10 protein-coding genes are annotated in these 24167 nt (G+C 57.4%); 3 read left to right on the plus strand and 7 right to left on the minus strand.

The features are described from left to right. The first annotated feature begins 124 nt into the window (after positions 1-124). Positions 125-1576, plus strand: coding sequence for a mannose-1-phosphate guanylyltransferase/mannose-6-phosphate isomerase (locus tag HU730_RS07670; protein ID WP_034128771.1), 1452 nt, complete (start codon positions 125-127; stop codon positions 1574-1576). 128 nt (positions 1577-1704) lie between these two features. On the opposite strand, the gene HU730_RS07675 is transcribed toward HU730_RS07670, so the two are convergent. The 6 genes from HU730_RS07675 to HU730_RS07700 all read right to left on the minus strand — a co-directional run bounded on the left by HU730_RS07675 (position 1705) and on the right by HU730_RS07700 (position 21575). Further along, the gene (locus HU730_RS07675; protein ID WP_034128770.1) at positions 1705-2169 is read right to left on the minus strand and encodes a hypothetical protein; all 465 of its coding nucleotides are present in this window, start codon (positions 2167-2169) and stop codon (positions 1705-1707) included. A 445-nt stretch (positions 2170-2614) separates the two neighbouring features. Beyond that, positions 2615-5329, minus strand: coding sequence for an RHS repeat-associated core domain-containing protein (locus HU730_RS07680; protein ID WP_169921934.1), 2715 nt, complete (start codon positions 5327-5329; stop codon positions 2615-2617). A 96-nt stretch (positions 5330-5425) separates the two neighbouring features. After that, positions 5426-8218 carry an RHS repeat-associated core domain-containing protein gene (locus tag HU730_RS07685; RefSeq protein WP_217862440.1) on the minus strand — a complete coding sequence of 931 codons (2793 nt, stop codon included), beginning with the start codon at positions 8216-8218 and terminating at the stop codon, positions 5426-5428. Next, the gene (locus tag HU730_RS07690; RefSeq protein ID WP_189673600.1) at positions 8215-12753 is read right to left on the minus strand and encodes a SpvB/TcaC N-terminal domain-containing protein; all 4539 of its coding nucleotides are present in this window, start codon (positions 12751-12753) and stop codon (positions 8215-8217) included. The genes HU730_RS07685 and HU730_RS07690 overlap by 4 nt, the downstream gene beginning before the upstream one ends. Before the next feature lie 8 nt (positions 12754-12761). Next, positions 12762-17588, minus strand: a complete 4827-nt coding sequence (locus tag HU730_RS07695) for a neuraminidase-like domain-containing protein (RefSeq protein ID WP_186527692.1) — start codon at positions 17586-17588, stop codon at positions 12762-12764. Positions 17589-17624: 36 nt separating this feature from the next. Beyond that, positions 17625-21575, minus strand: coding sequence for a Tc toxin subunit A (locus HU730_RS07700; protein WP_186527693.1), 3951 nt, complete (start codon positions 21573-21575; stop codon positions 17625-17627). A 403-nt stretch (positions 21576-21978) separates the two neighbouring features. Between HU730_RS07700 and HU730_RS07705 the strand changes: the two genes are divergently transcribed. Both HU730_RS07705 and HU730_RS07710 read left to right on the plus strand, forming a co-directional pair. Then, complete coding sequence (locus HU730_RS07705; RefSeq protein WP_034126362.1) at positions 21979-22443, plus strand: hypothetical protein; 465 nt, start codon at positions 21979-21981, stop codon at positions 22441-22443. A gap of 14 nt (positions 22444-22457) precedes the next feature. Continuing rightward, positions 22458-23270, plus strand: coding sequence for an SDR family oxidoreductase (locus tag HU730_RS07710; RefSeq protein ID WP_186527694.1), 813 nt, complete (start codon positions 22458-22460; stop codon positions 23268-23270). On the opposite strand, the gene HU730_RS07715 is transcribed toward HU730_RS07710, so the two are convergent. Continuing rightward, a complete protein-coding gene (locus HU730_RS07715; RefSeq protein ID WP_186527695.1) occupies positions 23267-24124 on the minus strand; it encodes a LysR family transcriptional regulator in 858 nt (285 codons plus the stop codon). The two genes, HU730_RS07710 and HU730_RS07715, sit on opposite strands and share 4 nt — an antisense overlap. Positions 24125-24167 lie beyond the last annotated feature (43 nt).

Below are 24167 nucleotides of genomic sequence, written 5' to 3' on the forward strand. Positions count from 1 at the left end.
AGGCGCCATCGCAGGCAAGCCAGCTCCCACACTGACCGGGTTTCAACTCAGGACCGAGACAAAAACAAGAGTGAAACGACAAACCTTCGTAGCTCTGACCCATATCGATTCAAGGAGAAACACCATGATCCCAGTAATCCTTTCCGGTGGTAGCGGCTCACGTCTTTGGCCGCTTTCCCGTAAACAGTTCCCCAAGCAGTTCCTGGCCCTGACCGGCGAGCACACCTTGTTCCAGCAAACCCTGGAGCGCCTGGTGTTCGAAGGCATGGACGCCCCCATCGTGGTCTGCAACAAAGACCACCGTTTCATCGTCAACGAGCAACTGAGCGCACGCAAGCTCGACTGCCAGCGCATCCTGATGGAACCCTTCGGCCGCAACACTGCGCCGGCCGTGGCCCTGACCGCGATGATGCTGGTCAACGAAGGCCGTGACGAGCTGATGCTGGTACTGCCCGCCGACCACGTGATCGACGACCAGAAAGCACTGCAACGCGCACTGGCCCTGGCCACCGTGGCCGCCGAGCGTGGCGAGATGGTGCTGTTCGGCGTGCCGGCCACCCGGCCGGAAACCGGCTACGGCTACATCAAGTCCACCAACGACTCGCTGCTGCCTGAAGGCGTGAGCCGCGTGCAGCAGTTCGTGGAGAAACCCGATGAAAAACGTGCGGTCGAGTTCGTCAAAAGCGGTGGCTACTTCTGGAACAGCGGCATGTTCCTGTTCCGCGCCAGCCGCTTCCTCGAAGAGCTGAAAAAGCACGACCCGGATATCTATGACACCTGCGTGCTGACCCTGGAACGCAGCGAGCAGACCGCCGACACCGTGACCTTTGACGACTCCACGTTCGCGTGCTGCCCGGACAACTCCATCGACTACGCCGTGATGGAAAAAACCCAGCGCGCCTGCGTAGTCCCGCTGGCAGCCGGTTGGAGCGACGTGGGCTGCTGGGCTTCGCTGTGGGCGGTCAACGATAAAGACGCCAACGGTAACGTGAGCAAAGGCGATGTAGTGATCCAGGACAGCCGCAACTGCATGGTGCATGGCAACGGCAAACTGGTGTCGGTGATCGGCCTGGACAACATCGTGGTGGTGGAAACCAAGGACGCGATGATGATTGCCCACAAGGACAAGGTCCAGGGCGTCAAGCAGATGGTCAACACCCTCAACGAACAAGGCCGCAGCGAGACCCAGAACCACTGCGAAGTCTACCGCCCGTGGGGCTCCTACGACTCGGTGGACATGGGCGGCCGCTTCCAGGTCAAGCACATCTCGGTCAAGCCGGGCGCGTGCCTGTCGCTGCAGATGCACCACCACCGCGCCGAACACTGGATCGTGGTCAGCGGCACCGCCGAAGTCACCTGTGACGACAACGTGTTCCTGCTCTGCGAAAACCAGTCCACCTACATCCCGATCGCCTCGGTGCACCGCCTGCGCAACCCGGGCAAGATCCCGTTGGAGATCATCGAAGTGCAATCGGGCAGCTATTTGGGTGAGGACGATATCGAGCGCTTCGAAGATATCTACGGTCGCTCGACACCGGTTGAACGTGGTGTATCGGTGAAAACTATCGCGCAGTAAAACAGTCGTACAAGAAGCCCTCGCCCAGCCCATTGCGTCCCCTATCCGCAGTGGGTTGGGTGGGGGCTTTTCGGTTCAATGACCATCAAAACAGACAGACAGCTCCTCGCAGGATGTCAGGCCTGTGTTTAACGAACCCAGTTACGCGGTGCAAACGCGTTGTAATTGCCGTCCTCCTTGGGTTCAGCATTTTTATACGTGTTCTTGCCGATTTTCTCCGCCGCTTTACCCCCCCACATCAGCGCCGAACCTGCGACTTTCGAGGAAAGGCCACCTGAGCTTGCCATCTTCCTGCCGGCCACCTTCGCCATCCCGCCAACGAACGTCAACCCGGCCCCATAGGCTTTGTCTTTCGAACTGTCGGTGCTATGAAGTACTGAGGATGGCAAAACATGCGAACGAATTGTATCGCCGAGGCCTTGCAGCACAGTTTGCCGCAAGCTCGTAAGCCCCATACTTTGCATACGCGGCCCCGAGCGCGATTCGAGGGGGGCGGCACTCGCTTGCACGTGTCCTGCCTGGCTGGAGGCCTCCGCTGGTGCGGACACGCTGAGAGGGGTGGACAGGCTTACAGCGGCGTCTGAAATATTCATAAAAAACTCACATTGTATAAGTGCAACGTTGGGTTCCGTCGTTGATCAACCAAGCCTCCTTGCGCAAACTGTGTGGCAAGTTATTCAAACCGGTTCCCACATCGTCGGGTGCAATGACCTACGTTGAACCTTACCCTCATCTTGCCGACCCTTGCGCCTACCACGACGCATTCGTGATGAGGTTTGACGGCCTCAGAGATTCATAGGATCCCTTCTTTTTCAGAAGATCCATGTCAGCTATGAGTGGGTTGGGTGGGGGCTTTTTATTTGGGCTTTGCGGTGCCTGTTCAGTCTTCTTCGGGAGCCCTTTTCACAGCTTGACGGCCCCCATAGATTACGGAAAAACTTTGTGGGCTCGTGATGTCGGCAGACAGCACACCACTGATCCATCGCTAGTGGCGGGAACGCTTTTACTGAGTGCAAACACCCTTTATTGATTAAAAAATTATTGCTCTGCTTTAACTACTATAGGGTTGTTGGATCGATTAAAAAAGATTCGTTGTTGAAAGCCATGAGTCTCTCTTATTTCGTTCAATATCTGCTGAACCGGATTGTAGCGAACATCCAGATGGGCAAACCCTACTGAAACCATAAATGTACGGTCATTATTTGCACTCGCCTCAACCCCGACTTTTTCCGCCAGATACGGGTTAATGAATTCATCCCTCCAAACCGACGAGGTGATAGTTCTTAATCGCTCAACGGTACTCTCGGGATAACCTTCCGGCTTTGTAAAGTCTGAAATAACCAATGAAAACTCCTTGGCTAATTCTTCAGCCTGCATAAATAACTGGCTGGTAACTTTCGCTCCAAGCATCTCGACATCATCCAAAACCGCGCCCGACGAGATTACACTCGACTCAGAATGTTCCATCGCGATGATAAAGAGCTCTAGCATCGAAGTCGAGAGTTCTTCTGGTTCCCACCCAATCACCGCGCTTTTATTTTTGTCGATAAATTCAGGAATGAATTTTTCAACCTTAATGGCTGCGTCAGTTGGAGTGGCTTCCACATACAAACTTAGCGCACCGTTTCTGTTTGCAGCCATTACATCAGGTATATCCGAGGCGTAAGCAAATGAGGGACTGGCGTGGCCATCCCCCGAGAATATGATCTTAGGTGTCCCATCGCTAAACGCAGCTCTCAGTTCATTATCACTTAACGCCCGCTCTTGACCATCAACATAGGTAAACCACACGGTGGGTGAAAGCCCAAGGATATCTGTGAACGTCACTGGGTTATTGCGCACCATCTCATAGCGATTAAGCCCATCCACTTCACCTGCAGGGTCGGGATTACTCCATCGCTGTAACCACGGCACGTAGTACCTGAACCCATAGTAGTAGAGCCCCGTCGCATCCCGCTCCTTGCCCGAATAACGCAACGTGCGATAACTCTCTTCGCTAGAATCACCCTTCTGCGTGAAGGCCGTCGTACCAAACGGATGATACGTCTCGCGAGTGATGATCCGCGCTTCACTGTCCAGTTCCAGCGAACAAGAGCCCAGATGATCGCTAAGGGTGTAACGGTATTGATCATTCGCCAGTTGCTGCGGCGCCGCGCCTTCCCAATGCAACACCTGCACCGTGGTGCGGCCGGCCTGGACGGTGACGACGTGCAGTTTCTCGCCATCCCCATCGCGCGTTTCCAGCCCTGGTAGATATCGGGTCTCACTGACCAAGGTGCGGGCGTTGGTTTGCGTCGTGCGCACCTTGCGCTGGCGCATGCCGTCGGCACCGTAGACGTAGCGCTCGGTGTCATTGAGGCGCAACGTGCGCTCCACCATATGCACATGGCTCAGTTGGTTACGTGCATCCCAACTCAGTGTTCGGCCCCGGTCCAACATCAACAGGTTGCCGCTGGCATCGAAGGCTTCGGCAATCTCAGCTTCGGTCGGTGGCCTCCCGCCCACCTCGGGCAGGCAGCGATTACTGTGCTTGGCCGCCGTCAACACACGCCCATGTTGCTGTGGGCCGTGGTGGATCAGCTCCAACAGATTACCTGCGGCGTCATAACGATAGGTTTGACGATAGTTAGCCACGGCAGCCGGATCCTCGAGATGAGCAGGCCCGCGATTAGCGCTGCCGGCCTCCCAGCCGGTGGCTTCGATCAACTGGTAAAGACTGTCGTAGGTATAGCGGTTGATCGGCTCGATGCGTTGGTTGGCAAAGAAGCGCACCGGCAGTGCCTTGTCTTCAAGGCTAAGGATATTGCCCACCGGGTCATAGACGTAGTGCAAATCCTGTAGCGGTTCGTCGCTAGGCCCGGCAGCGCTCAGACGGTTCAATCGCCCGTCTTTCGGGCAGTAATCAAACCGACTGGTGACCTGGTTGCCTGCCGTTTGCTGTTCTATCTGTCCTTGAGCGTTGTAGTGAATGTCATGTACCAGCCGCTGCGCGGCGGTCGCGTTTTTCAGCTGCAGCCAGGCCTCGCGCAATCGGCCGTCGATGGTGTGATTGAAACGCTGCCGATTACCCTGCGCATCGGTTTGCTCCAGCACATTGCCCACCGGGTTGAACTGCAAAGTACTGCGAGCACCGGCTGCTTGCTCAAGCAAATCATCCCGCTCATTAAGGGGCAGTGGCCAATCAGGCATATCCAGGCTTTGCAGATAACGCTGGGTTTGCGCTATCGGCTCGCCACCTACCCCGTAGTAGTCGAAATGACGAGTACCGGCCGGGTCATCTTGGCGCACCACCCGCCCACATTGATTACGTTCAGCCGCAGTCGGCTCAGCCATCCCGTATGCAAAGCGCTCGGTGCAGGCTGAATTTTCAATAATCGCCACAGGTCGCAGTAGCGCATCGAATACTACGCGGCGTTGACTACCGCGCCCATTCCAGAACTGCACACCCTGCCCAGCCTCACCGAACAGTTGAACATCCCAACCCGCATCGACGCTTTGAATCAACAATACTTGGCCGCCAAGCGAGTGAAGGATATTCAGGTTGGCAGGCACCTGCGGGTCGTCTTTTTGCACCGACTGCAGACGCGGGTCCCAGCGCGCTGTCGCTCTGCCTACCGCGTCATGCGCAGTGCGGTCGATGTGTGCCTGTGCCGCTTGGCCGGCAGTCGATCGTAAATACTTCACCGAGCGAACGGGTAGACTTCTCGGATCGGTAACAGTCAATGTGGGGGTATGGCTATTCAAGCTGAGCATGGCTGAGTCTCTCTACTTGAGGATTGCCGACATAAAATTCATTTCACACCGGCCATCTCCGTTCGAAGTTCGTGGTTAATAGCGCTCATGGGGATTTTATTTCCAAGAGTTTGCACTACCTACCTTAATGAAGCGTCTAAGCGGCATCTTTTCATTTCTACGATCATTAAAGCCCTGAACGTCGCCTCCCGACTCGACCAATATAGCCTGACGAACGATATCATTAGCCTCACTATCATATTCTCTTATGATCGAGCTAAACACCTTTGGACCTACCATCGAACTCATTAACTTTATTCGCTCAGGTGTTTCCAACTCGAGTATCCCGGCTCCGATGCGACCGTGACCATCCGTATACTCTTCAGACTTAACAACTTCTTTATAACGCACGACCATTTCTTTCTCGATATGCTTCAGTGTTTTGTTTCCAGCATGCGCGGCAAACGAGCTATTGTTTATCAGCACCGCATTTCTGGAGCCCCTATTTTCCCAAGGCACCCGAACAGGTGAGTTTGTGATTATTTCGTCGGGTCTTGCATAAAGCGTCGTGTCGCCCAGGCGCTCGTGCCCTTCACTCTCAGCACCGAGATACTGGTCATCGACATCGGAGTAGAGCCCTCCTTTCTTGCGAACCAAATAGGGCCGTAGCGTATCCACCGCAAACGCAAAGTTTTTTGGATCTCCCGACCTGAAGTCTTTATAAATAGCCCCCACTGGACTTTTTTTGAATTTCCTGAAGAGTTTCTCCTCTCTCAAATAGACAACATTATGAACTTTAAGATCCTGTAGGACATTCGCAAATGCATCCTCGTTACCTGACTCAAGATAAAGATGAACTTTATACCCGCTCGCCTGCTCGACAGTATTATTAATATTGCTGACATGCGCCGCCAACGCTTCCGCTGACTCGCCCACCCATATCAAGTGGATATCTTTATTCACCGGCTCGCGCTTCTCACCCACAGCGTCTCGATAACCAATGGGATTACCGCCTAGAAAGGCGAATACATTTAAACCATCACTGACACCCACGGGGTCCGGGTTAATCCAGCGCTGAAACCTGGGCATGTAATAGCGCAGACCGTAATAATAAAGGCCGGTCGCATCCCGCTCCTTACCCGAATAACGCAACGTGCGATAACTCTGCTCGCTCGAGTCTCCCCTCTCAGTGAACGCCGTACTGCCAAACGGATGATAAGTCTCGCGGCTGATGATCCGCGCTTCACTGTCCAGCTCCAGCGAGCAGGACCCCAAATGATCGTTCAGGTTGTAGCGGTATTGATCATTGGCCAGTTGACGCGGCACCGCGCCCTCCCAGTGCAACACCTGCACCGTGGTGCGGCCGGCCTGAACAGTGACGACATACAGTTTTTCGTCATCAATCGTGCGGGTTTCCAGACCGGGTAAATAGCACGTCTCGCTGATCACCGTGCGGGCGTTGGTTTGTGCTGTGCGCACCTTGCGCTGGCGCATGCCGTCGGCACCGTAGACGTAGCGCTCGGTGTCATTGAGGCGCAACGTGCGCTCCACCATATGCACATGGCTCAGTTGGTTACGTGCATCCCAACTCAGTGTTCGGCCCCGGTCCAACATCAACAGGTTGCCGTTGGCATCGAAGGCTTCGGCAATCTCCGCTTCGGTCGGTGGCCTCCCGCCCACCTCGGGCAGGCAGCGATTACTGTGCTTGGCCGCCGTCAACACACGCCCATGTTGCTGTGGGCCGTGGTGGATCAGCTCGAGCAAATTGCCGCCAGCGTCGTAGCGATAGGTTTGACGATAGTTAGCCACGGCAGCCGGATCCTCGAGATGAGCAGGCCCGCGATTAGCGCTGCCGGCCTCCCAGCCGGTGGCTTCGATCAACTGGTAAAGACTGTCGTAGGTATAGCGGTTGATCGGCTCGATGCGTTGATTGGCAAAGAAGCGCACCGGCAGGGCCTTGTCTTCAAGGCTAAGGATATTGCCCACCGGGTCATAGACGTAGTGCAAATCCTGTAGCGGTTCGTCGCTAGGCCCGGCAGCGCTCAGACGGTTCAATCGCCCGTCTTTCGGGCAGTAATCAAACCGACTGGTGACCTGGTTGCCTGCCGTTTGCTGTTCTATCTGTCCTTGAGCGTTGTAGTGAATGTCATGTACCAGCCGCTGCGCGGCGGTCGCGTTTTTCAGCTGCAGCCAGGCCTCGCGCAATCGGCCGTCGATGGTGTGATTGAAACGCTGCCGATTACCCTGCGCATCGGTTTGCTCCAGCACATTGCCCACCGGGTTGAGCAGCAAAGCGCTGCGAGCACCGGCTGCTTGTTCAAGCAAATCATCTCTCTCATCAAGGGGCAGTGGCCAATCGGGCATATCCAGGCTTTGCAGAAAGTGTTGATGCTGTTCCAGCACCGCGCCGGTCAAGCCGAACTCATTGAAATGCTGCGTTCCAGCCGGGGTGTCGTGGCGGATCAACTGGCCGCATTGGTTGTGCGCGGCATAGTGCGGCGACGCATCGGCGTAGTGATGACGTTCGACGCACGCAGCTTGCTCGAACACCGCCACAGGCCTTAGCAAACTATCGTATTCAACCTGTCGCTCATTACCGCGAGCGTCCCACGCTTGCACCTGTTCAGCCGCCTGCGTGAACAGGCTGACACGCCATCCTGCATCAACGCTGTGGGAGCCCAGTACCTTGCTGCCGAGCGAGTAAACCTGCGTCAGGTTGGCCCGCTCCACCAAACGCGGGTCCCACTCGGCCACGACTCGGCCCGCACCGTCGAAGCCACTACGACTGCTCCTTGCCTGCGCCTGCTCCCGCCCACTCTCACGCCAATAGCGCACCGTGCGCACCGTCAGCCCGCGAGGGTCGCTCACACTCAGGCCTGGGGTCTGCCGGTGCAGCGCAAGGGCGGTCATTGCAATGTCTTCCCCCGGGCCTCTTTCATCGCCATCACCTCTTCATAGGTGTCGTTTTCATCCTCGTAAATGCTGTACCAAGGCCAGTAGGTATGACGCCGCAGGTAGTCCTCCTTGGCGAGGACGGTACGAGTAGGACGGCCCAACGGGTCATAGAATTGTCGGTCGCTGTAACCGTGTTGCCGGAAGCTGACATCGTTGATGTAGCGATGATGATCGGCAAAATAGGGCCTGTAGATGCGCACAATCAGCCCCTTGTTGTTGTACTCGACCCGCTCGCTGACCCGCCAGCGCTCAACATCCTGTACCGTCACCGGCCGACAATTGCCGTCAAGCGCCAACGAGCCATCTTCCTGTACATGGTAGGCATAACCGCGCTCGACCTTTTGCTTGCTCTGCAAGGCGCGACCGAAACCGTCCCAACAGCTCAAGGCGACGCGGATTTGTTTTTCCGGATCGAGCGGGTAGCGATCAGCCTGCAAGGTAACGGCGTGAACAGGCTCGCGGCGCACCTGAGGGATCAAGCTCAACAGGCGTTGTCGCGCGGGCGTCAATGCATCGGATGGCGAGAGCAAACGGGGCGACACACGAATATGCCCGCTGGGTAGCAGGTCGCCCTGCGCTACGCATTCGTCCAGCCATTGGCGATCCTGCAGGTCGGCGTCAGGCACTCGGCCCATCCAACTGAACGGGTCGGCAAAGTGCGCAGTGGCGGCATCCTGCAACGCCGCGGCCGGTGCATCAATGATTTGGCCAGGTGTGCCGCCGAGTGGAGGACGGTAGTCATCGAGCGACGCAAAGCCCACGGGTTGACCACGTTCGGTGCCGAAAAAACTGGTGGCGATCACCTGGCCGAATGCCCCGTAAAGCACCTCCTGAGTGTTTTGATTGGGGTCGATAATGCGCGCCGGTTGCAGCAAGCGATAGTCAATCGAATCCACACGCGTCTCACAGCCGTCAGGTAGGCGTACCCGAGTATTCAGGCAGCCATAGGGGTCGTAACTCAGATGGGTCACACCATGACTGCGGGTTTGCTGCACGGTGATGACGTTATAGAAACCCGCGAGGCCGGCGTAGGTATTGAAACCGCGCTTGACCGACCACAATGGCGCTTGCGCCCCGTCGATGGACGGCAGAACCAGGCGCATTTTGTGGTACCCGACCTCCAGGAGTTTTTGCTCCAGGTCAAACGGCATTTCACCCTCGTCATTGCGCAGCAAGTCGTACGCCTTGAGCGCTGCCTCATCCAGCTCGGCAATTTCCAACTCATCGGCCAAGGCCAGGAACATGGCCTCTCCATCCGGTAAGGGGTGAACCCCGGACAAGTCCCGGTAGCGCTGCACCGACTGCCCCACCAGTGTTCGCTGAGCTTGGGGATTCAAGGGGTTTGCGGCGGTTTGCGCGATAAAGGCTTCATAGCTGATCGCGTCGGGTTGCAAGCCGTTGGGACCAGAGCCCTTACCCAGCACCAGCGCGTTGTCACGTTGCTGAAAAGGCAGGGCCAGGCGCCAGCCCTGTGGGTGTGTCAGGTGAATAAACCGCGCCAGGCTTTCACTCAGGTAGTAAACCTGCTGCGCCGAATCATGGGCATCACACCACCAGCGTTTCTGCGGTGTGATTTCATTCGGGTCCACCTGGCAGGCCGGATCATCCTGGGCCGTCAGGCGCCGGGCATAACTGACCCTGACGCCATGGGTCAGGCTGCCAAAGGCATCCCAGCGCAGGTTGATCCCGTGCTGGCACTGCGGGTCATCGACCTGTTGCTCGTACTGGTAGGCGATCGACTCCAACGATAACGCCAGCATCACCTTGTAAGGTGCGAATTGACCGCCTACTGGCCGATCCAGCACGCGTACCAGGTAGCGGTTTTGCTCGACGCTATAGGGGACGTCACCTGCGTTGCGCCCTCCATAGGTTTCCACACGCAATACCTGGCCTGCCAGTGCTTGGAGCATGCCAGGCAACTCATCGGCCTGGGGTACGACAAGTTCATCGACACCGTCGGCTTCGTGATAATGGCTAAGCAAGGTTGCTCCCAAGGGGTGAGCAGCCCGATCACCGTTGAAATACTCATCGCACGCTGGGTCGATCACCTGTCCGACATGAAACCAGGTCTTGCGCAATACCGGCTCACTGAAACCCGACTCCGGTGATGCCTCGGCAGCAGCGTCGGTATCAGTCGCCAGGAGCAGGGCAAAACCTCGGAACGTTCGTACCTGTCCGTCGTAAAAGCCTTTTCGATATTCGAACCGTTGCGTCAGCCGATTACCCGTGATTTCGTCACATTGAACCTGCTCACTCACCACCGGCACGGGGAAAGGTAAACGACACACGGCCGGTTGATTGCTCGCGAGCAATTGCTGCTTTTCATCCAGCCACTCCTGGGCCGAACTGCGATATTTCACGCTCGCGGCGGCGCCCTGGTTGTTATTGGTTGCACATAACAAATAGGGTTTGGCTGCGACAAAGTCATACCGCCAATGCATGGGCGACATATGCGGCACCGTCAACACCAGGCTGGAGCAACCCAGCCCTTGCAAGTCAGCGGTACTCACCCGGCAAAATCTGTCATAGCGAACGTCTTTGGGCCAAGGAAGCTCGACGGCGTCGTCAAAGCCGTTGCCACAACGGTTCATGAACACCAGCGCGCACTCGGCTTTCAAGTAGATCAGGTCTGCGGCACCGGAGCCGTCCAGATCCGCGAGCAAGACCCGCGATGCATCGAACTCGTCATAAGCAAAACCCAGCGTGCTGAACCTGAACCCTTTACCAAAGCGGCCTCGCCCCAGGTTGGGCCAGCATTCAAGCCGGTCGTGGCGGATGCGGATCAGGTGCTGCTGGCCGCTGCCGAGCACGTCACTGAAGGCGACCAACTCGGTGGCGGCGTTACTGATCAACGGCAGATCATCCTCGCCTTCCTTGCGCTTAACCTGGGTGGCGGGGGCAAACCCCGCTTGCCGCTGGTTGGCATACAAACGTACGCTGCGCGGGCCGATCATCGCCAGGTCAGACAAGCCGCCCCCCATCAGATTGGCCAATTGCCCCTGGGGATGAAAAAACTCGTGAGGGAAGGCATCCACGGTCGCGAAGTTCGACCAACTGCGGTCCGGGTTGCAGGTAAAAAAACCACACAGCCCAGGCTGGGCTACGACCCATTCAAGGCAGCCATCACCGGTGAGGTCGCTTAAAAACTGCCGGGGTGCTTGCAGGCGGTCAGCTATCGGAATCTCTGGCAACTCATGCCAATCGTCATAGGCCACGTCGTCAGGGTGGCTCGCCGCCTTGGCCCGCATAGGTGCGCGGTAATACCAGGCTTTATCGTCAGAATACAAAATGCCCGGAAAACCTTCGCCGTACAGGTCGACAAATTGATAACGCTGGCCGTCGTCAAGACCCGGCATCGTTTCAAATGGCTGATAGCGCTGGGGATCCGGTGCGAGCTCGAACGCGTTATAGATGAACTCCAACGGCGGCCGACTCTGTACCTTCCCGGCCCGGTCAATGGCTTGTTCATGGGCCGCATGCAGCAGGCTATAACCCAGTGACGATGGCCGATATTCAAGCAGTAGTCGGCGCACCAGCACGGGCGCCGGCCCCATGTCTGGCTCATCGGGAAAGTAGTGGAACATCAGCACCTGCCGACACAGTTGCCGCGTCCTGAGCTCAAAACCATAGGCATAGCTGGAGAACGGATCGCTGCGTCCAGGCCATGCCTGGGTGGCCTCATAAGGGGGAGCGGTCATGAGGGCAATAGGACGTTCACCATGGTCGAACACCAGATGAAAATGCCATAGCACACCTTGCCCAGCCTCAACGCGCCACGCATACAGCTGGTCATCGGCGAGCGCATTGCCGTAAAGCACCTTGCTCAAGTAACGCTGGGCACCTGCGTGATCGTCGGCCTGATAATGGTAGACAATGTGCTCGCCACGCGGGTTGAGGCTTTCTTCGAGCAGCCACTCCCCCACACGCGCATCGACATCCGGGTCGGCACGTCGTGAAGCAGCGGTTTTGCCGTACAGGTGCAGATTGCCGTCCGCGCTGTGAATCAGCCAGAACCCCCCCGGGTCGTCGGTATCGGACCAATGCTCGATCAGTGCAAATGCGCCTTCGGTGCGAGGCCAGTAGCGTACAACGGTGTAAGGCCCCACCGGCAAGCCGTTATAGGCCGTCTCGACCCTTGAAACCTCTGTACCCGTCCTCGGGTTGCGCTCCGGCATCCAGGGCTCCCCATCCGGCCCCAGGATCACGTCTTCATCGGTATACGCCGGCACCCCTGTGGACGTTCGTCGAGTGATCGCATTGGGCGTCTTGCCCCAGCCTATTCCGAACGAGCTGTTGCCGTTGGTGCTGCTGTAACCCAGCGTCAGGTCCGGGGCAAAACCCCGCCCTGGGGAGATTGGCAAGGGCAACTCGAACGATGCACTACCGCTGATACCGACCGGTCCCAGGCCATTGCCGATACTCTGGATGGCGCCACCGCCCTTGGGCAGGGACGGCGCGGCGATTTGCAGCGACTCGTCATGGTTCACCATGCTTGCTCCTAGCCAGCCTTGGCCGTGTAATGCAGCTTCAGGATGATGTCGGTCAGCGATTCGAACAGACGGTTTCGCGCCGCAACGTCAGTAGAGGTGAATTCCAACGCCCAGCCTGAAATAGCGCCCGTACCCTCAAAGGGCAAATAACGCTCATCATCGAAACTGAAAGTGAACAGCCCATCGTCATCCACCCCGCCAGACAAAACGATTTGCTGGCTGGCCCGCAGGTTTTCCTTGAGGGTGTCGCCTATCTGCACGGCACTGTAGGTTTGGGTCAAGGTGGCGTGAATGTCTTCGTAGGGCCCCAGGACCACAGGCAACGACACGCTGATACGTTTGATCCGGCGCACGCTATGCCCAGGGTAATTGCTGTCGAACATGGGCTGCGTCAGCTGGAAATCGACGCGGCAGTTGTCTATCAGGCCAAGCTTGATGGTGTCCCAGTCCTGATTGATGGCGGAGGTCGGATCCTTGTCCTTGAGTTGGCGCAGGGACACCGTCTTGGTGATCTCCAACCGTCGTTCATTGCGACTCAGGTACGCCGAGTCCATTTTCAATAAGGACAACTTCAACGCCTCGCCGGCGCTCAAGCCTCGGTAGCTGTCCTTCCAGACGCCCGCCTGGATAAAGCGCGTGCTGAAGTCGGCGAGTTCAAATTGCCAACAGGCTTCAGCGGCCAGGCACAGCGCCAAGGTGGCATCGTAGGCCTGGTAATAGAAGGTCGCGAACTGGCCGTTGAGCCATTGATAGAGTTGCGCATTGCTGAAACGGGTACGCAGAAAATCATAGCTGGCCAACGCCTGATCCTGGGCGACGCGGGCCTGGTTCAATTGCAGAGTGGTAGCGCGGGCCTGTGCTTCAAGCACTTGCATTTGTGCCTCGATCTGGGCAATTTCCAGCGTGGCTTGGTCACCGGCTTGCATCCACTCCTGGTGGCGACGGCGGAAGTTTTCAGCGCGGTCCGTCGCCTCCGCAATGGTATGGAGCATCGCGGCCCTGGCTGAAGAATAGGCACTGACCATTTCGGCGACGCCCTCCAGGCGCCATCCCCCGGAGGACGCTACGGCAACGGCACCATTAGTCAAACCCGCGTGAGCCCCGCCGCCGCCGCCAGCCGAATTGGGGGGGGCCTTCAGGCCACTGCCAACGGCATTGGCCACCTGACTGATGTTGTCCAACACCCGCCCTTCCAAGTGCAGCGCTGCAGCAGCTTTTTCACCGGCATTCACCACTTCATCGGCCAACTTACGGTAGAAATCCAGGCGTCCCTGAGCCAGTGCCTTACTCGCCTCCAGCGCTTTTTTCTGCTCAAGGTCGATCTTTTGTGCCTGCTGCTGAAGGTCCACCGCAAATTGGGCGAACTCCCAAGCCTGGTGGTATTGCAGCTCCTGCAGTTGCGCCTGTTCCTTGCGCTCGATCAATGACAACAACGTATTGCCAAATTGGATCAGGGTTTCCACAGCACTGCTGGCACGGTTGTGCATCACACTGTAGCGATAAGGTGGCACCTCCTGGGCCAACAACCGCGCGGCACCACCGGAGGCCGCGCCCTGACCGAACGCCGCCAGCAGATCGCGCGGGTTCAAGGGGGCGGCAAACAAGGGCAGCATCAGCGGCTTGCCGTCCAGCGTACGGTTGTTGCGCAGGTTGTCCAGGCGCGCCTCGGCGGTATCCCAGTTCTGGACCAACTCACGGTTGAAGGGCAAGCGCAGGTATCTGTTATCCAGATCAAGCAGGGTAGGGTCGGGCGCGAAAGTGCGCAGGTACAGCGGCGGTTCGGCGAAGTGGTAGAGCGACTCGCCATCGTTGGCCGCGGCACTCTCTTCGCGTAGTTGGTCCTGCCGGATCAGGCGCTGTTCGAACTCGCGCAATTTTGAGTTGGTGGCGTCGCTCAGGGTTTTCAGGGGGATCGGTTGCCAATGGTCCACCACGTTGATATCAGGGCGCGGCCCCAGCAGGTCAAGCACGCGCACGTACCACAGCTTGGCCGCTACGAGGCTGTCGGGGGTCAGTTGCCGGTAGGCGGCGTCACCCCGGTCCAGCAGGTTCTTGATGTAGAACATGTAGATCGCCTTGCGATAACGCACCGGGTGGCTGCTAGCGATACCGTCCGGATCGGCGGGTTTGCGCGACACGTAGTCCATTTCTACCGGGTCATCCATCAAAGGCCGTACGTTCCAGTAGGCCGGACGGCCCTTCTCGTCTTTTTTGCGCGAAGGGTCGAAGATAAAGCCCAGCCACTGTTCGGCGCCTTCGAAGTTTTGCTCCTGGTTCAGACGGTGGCTGACCATGAAAGGCAGGTGCAGGAACAACTCCCAGAAATACAAGCCGTTGGCACCGTGAAAATCCATCTGGTTAATGGCCGCTGGTGGATTGAGAGGGGGCTCTTCAAGGAGCTGAGTATCCCAGGACAGCAGGTTTTCCAGGGCGATATTGGCGCGGTTGATCAACTCGCGTGCAAACAATGTATTCATGCGGATGGGTTGGCGTGGAGCGGTGCCGGCATCGTTTAGCTTGATGCCAGAGTTGGTGAAATCGATGAATTCGGCGATGCCCAGAGTTGGGCTGGCACGGGTGTTGATGCGAGGGGCGATCAGCGGTGTGGTGACTTGCGCGACAAGCTCCAGTTCTACGTAGGTCATTTTCAGGGCATGTCCCAAAACCTGCCAGGTGGTACCGTTGAACACCTTGATACCATGGATAATCGGAATTTTTTTTGAGCCGATGGGCCAGGCTCCCGGCCAGTCAGGCAACAGGGTTTCAGGGTTAATGGGGAGCTTTAATGTATGGGTGTCGGGTGGATTTATTACTGCGAATCCACCGGAGTGCCAAAGTGACGCCGCGCCAGGATTAGCTGCCATCGGATCACTCAGATTCAGAGGTCGCAGAATAACGTGCTGAAAAACATAAGTAGGGGGCCTTATAAACTCCTGGACCTCAGCGTGACGGAATCCAGCAGGCCAATCCGTCTGCACTGTTTTTAATACTAAACCGGTGTGCATCAAATAATCACGCACCAGCACAGCAATCTTAGAAGATATTGATATAAAACCATTTGCATCCGGCAGACCAAGAGTACAATGATGAGCATCATATGTGTCACGCAAGAAATAAGACAATAACCCGCTTCCAACGTATCCATTAGTACGAGAAGATATCAAACTAACCCTACACCTCCCCCCACCACTAAACTGCGAACCACTCAACACTTGAATTCTAGAACCGTTCAAAAGCGTCTCATAGCCCGTCGTTTGGTTTGCGGGCAAAACCATTTCAAGCTTATATCTATCTTGCGTCTCCGAATCAAAAGCCGTTATAGAAAACGTCACATCAGGAGGCTTTGAAAATACAGCTGATATTTTAGATTTAAAGAACACTTCCCCTGTAGACTTATCATAAGTAACATCATCTCCACGGGAAGGGCTAACAATCGAAACCTGCCTCTCTTCAAAATTCCAGTTATCCAGCTCTTGATGCGGCCGATGCGACTCGACACTTTTCAGCGCTATACTAAGCTCAGGCACTTTGAACTGAAACCGCCCTTTATTATCCTGAGCAAATAACCTTCCCACCCTCAAGACATGGGGTGCCTTGATCTCCTTTCGAGTTCCGATACTGGGCACATACCCACGATTGGGAAACAGCGCCGTTACATTAAAGTTCTTATCGATCATCGCCGTTTTTAGAAACGCATATTGATCCGCCGCACCATCCGTTGCATTACCTGCGGTATACCCCATATACATCGCCACAAACATCGACTCCGGCATCGTCGAACTGTCGGCCACGGCAATGCTCTCAACCTGCTCCGCCAAGTCCATAGTCTTGAACAACGGTGACCCACTCCAGGCTTCAATGACGGTTTGCGGCATACTCCAACTGTCGTCGTACTTCTTGTAGACCATGTTCAAACGCAACATCGGGTTACTGTGTACTTTGATAACCGGTGAGCCCGGATCTGGCGGTATGGGGGTACCACCTGGGCGATAACCTTCTTCAACCGTCATCTGAGCAGGGTCGTTATCCACGCACTCCACCCACAATACAAACAGGCGGTTATTGAACAACACTGGCCTGATGGTGCGCTCAATCGCACTGGCCGAAATCGGCAAGTTAGCCTTGTGCCAGTCTGACCACGCCCCCGGCTGCGGATAATCGAACTTTGGCCGGTTGGGATCCGTGCCGTTGAGGTTCATGTAAGTACGCTGGGACATATCCACCGAGCGCCAGTAGTACACACTCTCGGCCCGGGACTTGCCGATAAAGTAATACATGCCATTCTTGAAATCAGTGATATTGATGTATCCATTGATAATCGTCAGGTTGGCCACTTCCTCAAAGCTCGCCAGATAAGACAGCACCGCTTCCTGAGTGGTGTCGATCTCGATCTTGTTCTGATTGAGGTCGTTTTCCAGTTGCTGGAAATACTTGGATTTGGTCAGGCGCAACGAGGGGTCGATATACAGTTCCGGGTAATAGCTCAACTGCTGGTTGGCCGCCCAGATGGGGTATTGGCAGTCGATCTCGCGCCACTGCCTGATCAGGTGATCTTCCATCACTTTGGTTTCATAGCCCGGCTCCATGCCCATCAGCGCGGCATTGATGTACTGCTGAATACTGGCGATGGCCGAGGCCACCGGGCTGGTGGGCACGGCCTGGCTGACCTGCACATCCAGCAGCTTGTATTGGTAGAGGTCGTTGGCGGTCTTGATTTTGTCGCCCAACTGGGCGTCGACAAACTCCGCTGCGTTCGGTACCACCTCATCCAGATAGTAGGCCACCAGGGCATCGCGCAGGGTTTCGTTGAGCTGGCTATCGATTGAGCTGGACATGCTCGCTCCTTATTCATCGTAAAAGTGCGCAGGCGCTCAGCGCCGGGCAGCCATGACCGCATTGCCTACCGCTTGCCAGGCCACACCCGTACTGTCGCCGTGCAGGGCTGTGGCCCTGAGCAAGTCCGCCGCAGCCAGCCCGCTGGCGGCACAGGTGGCTTGGCTGCGCAGGATCCAGTCGATGTCGGCCATGGAGCAGGCGCGCTTTTGCGCCAGCAGTTGGAAAAGCTCATGCACGTCGTCCTGCCGCCACCCCAACAGCCTGGCCAAAACGGAAGCGGCCTGGTCGCTGACTGCAGCGCGCAATGTTTTGTTTTTGAGCGCTGTTTTCCCGGGGTTGGCCGCGATGAAATAACCCAGCAATGCCTCCTCCGCCTGGCTTTGGCCATGAAACCACTGACTGTAGCAGCTCAGCAGGTAGAAGCTCTTGAGGTTCAACTCCAGATTTCTACCCGGAACTCCCAGCCATTGCGGATTAAGCAAAAACACACGCAAGGCACTGGTGCTCAACCGCAGGTCCATCACCACTGTCCCATGACGCAATACACGCTCGAGTTGATTGATCAATGAGTCAGTGGCGGCTGCAGTAGCTAGCCCCAACACCGCTGACAACAGGGCGTGTACCGAGGTCTGTGCCCAACGCAGTACAACTTGGGTGCGGTCCATCGGCAGGTTGATCATTTCTTGTGCCAAACCTTCGATCAGCCGCAGTTGGCGGTCATGCCCGGCCAGTAACAAGCCGACAAGCTTCGCCACGCTCTGCTCACGTTCATCTGGGAAGAGGTTCAACTGCCCCACTCGATAGTTAATCGCTTCTTGCAAGTACTGATGGGGGTCTTCGAGACCTGTGAGCGGAACAGGCCTCACGAGCCCCTGCGGGTCCAGCAAATACTGCAGCACTTCGCGCCATTTGATAGGCTCTCGTGCGGCAGCGGACTTGGGTCGTTCATAAACAGGCAGATTCAGCGCCGAGATCTGCTCGTCGGTAATCAATACCTCTCGCGTCGCGGCGGCCAATATGCCCAAGCGGTCCACCAAGCCTTGGGGGGGCAGGTAATCTCCAGGCTCCAGGCCCAACGCGCGGCGTACCCCGGTAACACTGTGCTTGCTGTCCTTGAGCCAATTCACGGCCCAATCCATCTGCATCAACACATCGAGAACGTCAGGCGCGGGCGCCATCGCATCCTCTTCCCAAGCCTCTACGGTCGGTAGGTGTCTTTTAGGCAGCGAGCCGCACTTTACTTGCAGGTGGTGAATTGAAGACAGTTGGCTGGTTATTACCTCCCAAGCTGTCCTTGAAAGGCGCTTGCCGCTGAGCGACAACGTCCCACCAGCGCTCAACGGTTCAAGCGTAAGCGCGCTGCCGTCAGGATTGCGCACGAAGTTTTCTTCGTCTGAATGCTGGGGCTGCCGCTCCAGGGTAAACACCCGCGTGCCAGTTGCTGATGCAAAGTCGGTCCCCGCCAGCACAAACAAGGCTGAACCTGGTAGCAGACGCAATAAGGTATCTTCATGCGCGGCATCAACCACCAGCACCAGCCTGATGCTCATATCGCTGGCGCCCTGCGCAGTCAACGACCATGGCCTGAGGGACGACAATGAGGGTTGTAGCAGGCGCCCGGTACAGAGTAATCGCTGGTACTCCAGCCCCCCCAGCATATCCACCAAGCCCCAGCCTTCCTCCGGCGACAAGCCAAACATTTGCGGAATACGCGCCTGACGGTAGAGAGAGGACAGGGTGCCAAGGTCGCGGAGTAACGGCCCAACAAAATCCTTCGTTTGGTTGGCCAAGCGAGAAAGCGATGACTCTGTAGGCTCAAGGCCGAGCGCGGCACAGATTTGTGCGACGATTTTTTTGTTCGCAGCGTCTGTCCCACTGATATTAAAGGCGGCTCTATTGAGTTCCAACGGCGTATCGAACAGCGCAGCAGGGTTAAAGACTTGGTCAAACAGCGGCACCTTGTCACCCGTGGCGTAAGGCGTGAGATCGTGGAGGAACGCCGCAAATTCTTCGGGCTTGATGCCATAACGTCGGCTGAAATAACGATAAACACCCAGGACCCGCAGGGTATTGCTGTTCAGGTCCATGGTCAGGTTGTGTTCACCCTCACTGCGGATGGCGCAGATGAGCAGCGTGTCCAGTTCGGCATAGGACATGTCCATACCCAGGTCTTTCTTCAGCCAGCGCTGCAGACGAATCATGCGTTGCAAGCGGTCAAACCGTTGAGGGGACGTTTTAGTCAGGTACCAGACCGTACGGCTACCGAGCGTGGTTTCCTTGAGGCCCATGGAATTGTCGAACTGGTCCGCACGCGTCGAGACAACGGTAGCAGGCACAACACTGTCATAACGCTCACTGCCATGACCGTTGACATAACACGCGCCATAGTGAGAGGCGTGCGGGTATGCCTTGCCGACTCCCGCGCCCCCCGTCCATTGTGGGTTGCCGCTGGGGCAATTGGGAGACACGCGGGGGAAATGCTGACGCTGGGATAAAAGCGCCTCGACCTGCTCGGCATCCAGCTCCGACCGTTGCATGAAGGTCTCGAGTTGCACCAGTGGGTTGTCAACGTGACCAATACCTTGGAGACCGTAACTGCGCTGAAAAAACTCCTGCTGCTCGGCCGTCCATGTCACGTACTCATCCAGGACAATGGTGAAGCTGAGTACCGCCAGTGAAACTGGCCTAGCGGTAGTGCCCGTGGTGGTGGTGACAGTAAATGAGGCTCGATAGCCCGGTTCGATCGGAAACGGTTCTTCTCCCCCCCAGCGGATAACTGTGCAGATTGTTGAGGTATTCGCGGGGTGAAGATAATTAGGCGTCCATATATTCGCCGTGTTCGCATATAACGGCGTCCCAGAATTAATCCAGAAAAGACCCTCTCGTTTAGCATCGTCAGGCCCCGAGAATTCAATCGTTGCCGTGCTCGTCAAATTCCCTTGGTTGACTAAGGTTTCTGCCTGAGGCACAACAGACTTCAGGCTTGACTGTGGGGATATCAGTAAAGCAATCCTGATGGCCGAATGCGGACTCAGATGAGAAGTCCCCGGCCCTCCCCAGGCCGCCGTCAGCTCAGCCTTCGATAGATAAAACGTGGTGAACATTGAAGGTTCGATCAACAGTTGCTGTTGCTGTGGGCTTAACCCCGACATCAACAGTTGCGCTTGCGCTGCAGTGTTCTGCACCGCGCCATAATCGTTCAAGCCCCGTTGGCTGATGGGCAACTGCAAGCTGATACGGTAGTTCAACTCCCCCAACTCAAGCTTCTTTTCGGCCAGCCCTAATCGGCATTGGTGGTGAGGGTAGTAATACGGAAACATGAACGGATAGCGCCGCTCGGCCAGTACGTCGTAAATCGGCTTGTTGGCATCCGGCTTTCCTGTCCGGTACCGGGCGATGTCGGCCATAAGTATCTCATTGACTAACTCCAGCATCGGTCTGGGGGTAAAGGTGCTTTGCTGGTCAATGATCAACCCCTCCAGATCGGGCCGCCGAGTCCTCAACAGAATCTTGGGCCGATCACCCTGGCCGGAGCCTTCCAGGGTGCGCGTAGCGAAACGATATTGAGCGCTGAGGTAGGCCACCGGCGAATCGACCGCCGCCATCGCGCCCACTTTGCAGAACTCATCCCAGTTTTCCTTGAACAGGTTCGGGAAACTCGGCCCGACATCGACCAGCGCACGCACACCGGTCTGCTGGCCCTGGTACTGGGTTCTGCCGTTGGATACCTGGTGCTCACGGTACAGCCGACCGATCTGCACCGCATAGCACATGGCATTGTCATAGGCCACCTCGCCATCCGCCTCGCAGATCTCACCCAGGCGTTGGACGAAGTGGGGCTTGGGTTGGGCGATGATGTCGAACACCGACGCCATGCCCAATTGCTGCATCGCGGTGATGAAGCTGACTTTTTCCAGGCCCACTTGCCGTTCGGGCTCGTTGACCAACGTAAGAAGCAGACGGTCAGTTCTCGAGTCGTTGTCCATGCCCACGCATTCCCTCAGGTAGAGATACACCGCTATGTCCAACAAACTGAGTGGTTCTAAAAAATAAAGAACCTGTGAACTCTGACAGTAACGACGAACGGTACCTGGGGACGGCCGAACACCAGAGCTACCTGAATTGGACGAGTCTGCAGTTGGCGGAAACTGGCTTGGCTTTGGTGGAAGCTTGCATTGATGGCTTGCAGGCCGATGCTTGTGCTCAGTAAGTCAGTCATCGCGGGCGAGCCCACTCCCACAGTTTGACCGGGTACGTCCTTGGAATAGGGTCAACCTGTGGGAGCTGGCTTGCCTGCGATGGCGTGCGCCCGGCCAGCACAATGCTCAAGCTAACCAATCCCGCCTACGCTTAAGTTAGGATGCTCGTTCCCTATTCGAGGTGGTCTCCATGTTTTTCGGCGTTCTCCTGATCATCACCTGGCTGATCCTGCTGCTGCGCTACCCGGCCAAGGCGCTGCCGGTATCGTTGGCCGCTGCCGTCGGCCTGGGGTTTGTCGCGGTTTGGGTGGTATGGCTGGACAATCGCGAAGCGTCACAACTGGCGCGTCTTGAGTTGCGCATCACCTACGCGCCGCAAGACTGCCCCGCCGACCGACCGCTCAAACTGACCCTCAACAACGGCAACGATGTACCGCTCACCGAACTGCGCTGGCGCGTGGCCGCCTACGCACCGGGCGATACGGTCAACCTGGCCGACAATGTCTACGCCGCCCCACGCTATCGCGGCCCCGGCGAGTTGCAGGCGGGCGCCACCTGGGATGACTGCCTGCCCACCCCGCCGCTGCGCCCCGGCTATCGCCCACAAACCCTGGAATTTCGCGCCGAGCACCTGCAAGGCAGTTTCTCGGACTGACAAAGGATGGACCCATGCCCAACGTACTGATCACCGGCTGCTCCAGCGGCATCGGCCGCGCCCTCGCCGACGCGTTCAAAGCCGCAGGCTTCGAGGTATGGGCCAGCGCCCGCCAACCCGATGACGTCGCCGCCCTCGCGGCCGCAGGCTTCAATGCTGTGCAGTTGGACGTCAATGACAGCGCCGCTTTACAACTCCTGGCCGAGCAATTGAGCGAGCTGGATGTACTGGTCAACAACGCCGGCTACGGCGCCATGGGCCCGTTGCTCGACGGCGGTACCGAGGCGATGCAACGCCAATTCGAAACCAATGTGTTTTCCATCGTCGGCGTGACCCAGGCGCTGTTCCCTGCCTTGCGTCGCAGCAAGGGCCTGGCGGTGAATATCGGCAGTGTTTCCGGCGTACTGGTGACGCCGTTCGCCGGCGCCTACTGCGCATCCAAAGCCGCCGTGCATGCGTTGAGCGACGCCCTGCGCATGGAGCTGGCACCGTTTGGCGTGCGGGTGATGGAAGTGCAGCCTGGTGCGATCAATACAAGCTTTGCGAAGAATGCCGGCGCCCAGGCCGAGTTACTGATCCAGGAACAGTCGCCATGGTGGCCATTGCGCGAGGGCATTCGTGCACGCAGCCAAGCGTCCCAGGACAAGCCAACCCCGGCCAGTGAGTTTGCTGCAGACGTGCTCAAGGCGGTGCAGCAAGCGCAACCGCCGCGCCTGTTGCGTTCGGGCAACGGCAGCCGCGCGTTACCGTTGATGGCGGCGCTGTTGCCCAAGGGGTTGTTGGAGAAGGTGCTGAAGAAGCGCTTTGGCTTGGGGGGTAGGCTCTAAGGCTTCATGAAATCAATAAACGCCCGCACCTTCAGCGGCAAATGCCGCGTGTCCGGATACATCGCGTAAACCCCTTGCGGGGCAAAGCGGTGGTCCGCCAACAGGCGCACCAAGCGTCCCGCGTCGACATCCCCCTGCACCAACCATTGCGGTAAAACCGCCACACCGTGGCCGCGCACCGCAAATGCCTGGAGGACCGCCGCGCTGTCGGCCACCAAGGCTGACGGGCCGGCTCGATAAGGGTGTTCGAGACCTGCCGGGTCGGTGACGCTCAGTTCGCTCAAGCGGCCGTGGCCCAGCCTGGGCAACTGCTCCAACTCAGCCAGGGTTTGAACCCCGGCAAACTGCGGCGCCGCGACGGCGAACACGTCGAATGTGGACAACTGCACGGCGCGGTGATTGGAGTCCAGCAAGCGCCCCAGCCGAATCGCCACGTCAAAACGTTCGGAGATCAGATCGGCGTGGGTGGAGGATGTGGACAAGTGGATATTCAGGTCCGGGTGCAGGCGTCGAAAGGCTTCTACCGCCGGAGCAACTACGGCCAGGGCATATTCGACAGTGGTGGTGATGCGCAGGGTGCCTTTGAGCTGGGCATGTTCACTGCGGGCTTCTTCTACCGCCAGGCGGGCCTCTTCAAGCATGCGCGTGCAGCGCAGGTAGAAGCGCTCACCCGCGTCGGTCAGTGCCAGTTGGCGGGTGTTGCGGGTCAGCAGGGTGACGCCGAGTTCCGCCTCCAGGCGCTTGAGGTTGAAGCTGACCACGGCGCGAGTCTGGCCCAGCAGGTCCGCGGCAGCGGTGAGCGAGCCGGCCTCGACCACGGCCTTGAAAGTGTCAAAACGGTCCAGGCTGACCATGGTGAACTCCCTCCTTTGTCAAAATATTTTTGACAAACTAGCA

The organism is Pseudomonas sp. SWRI22, from assembly GCF_014268395.2.
Classification (GTDB): domain Bacteria; phylum Pseudomonadota; class Gammaproteobacteria; order Pseudomonadales; family Pseudomonadaceae; genus Aquipseudomonas; species Aquipseudomonas paracarnis.

What these genes read in the sequence shown, in the direction of transcription:
- HU730_RS07685 (WP_217862440.1), bottom strand. Translation starts at nt 8,218, where the DNA reads ATGACCGCCCTTGCGCTGCACCGGCAGACCCCAGGCCTGAGTGTGAGC.
- HU730_RS07705 (WP_034126362.1), top strand. Translation starts at nt 21,979, where the DNA reads ATGTTTTTCGGCGTTCTCCTGATCATCACCTGGCTGATCCTGCTGCTG.
- HU730_RS07675 (WP_034128770.1), bottom strand. Translation starts at nt 2,169, where the DNA reads ATGAATATTTCAGACGCCGCTGTAAGCCTGTCCACCCCTCTCAGCGTG.
- HU730_RS07690 (WP_189673600.1), bottom strand. Translation starts at nt 12,753, where the DNA reads ATGGTGAACCATGACGAGTCGCTGCAAATCGCCGCGCCGTCCCTGCCC.
- HU730_RS07670 (WP_034128771.1), top strand. Translation starts at nt 125, where the DNA reads ATGATCCCAGTAATCCTTTCCGGTGGTAGCGGCTCACGTCTTTGGCCG.
- HU730_RS07700 (WP_186527693.1), bottom strand. Translation starts at nt 21,575, where the DNA reads ATGGACAACGACTCGAGAACTGACCGTCTGCTTCTTACGTTGGTCAAC.
- HU730_RS07680 (WP_169921934.1), bottom strand. Translation starts at nt 5,329, where the DNA reads ATGCTCAGCTTGAATAGCCATACCCCCACATTGACTGTTACCGATCCG.
- HU730_RS07710 (WP_186527694.1), top strand. Translation starts at nt 22,458, where the DNA reads ATGCCCAACGTACTGATCACCGGCTGCTCCAGCGGCATCGGCCGCGCC.
- HU730_RS07715 (WP_186527695.1), bottom strand. Translation starts at nt 24,124, where the DNA reads ATGGTCAGCCTGGACCGTTTTGACACTTTCAAGGCCGTGGTCGAGGCC.
- HU730_RS07695 (WP_186527692.1), bottom strand. Translation starts at nt 17,588, where the DNA reads ATGTCCAGCTCAATCGATAGCCAGCTCAACGAAACCCTGCGCGATGCC.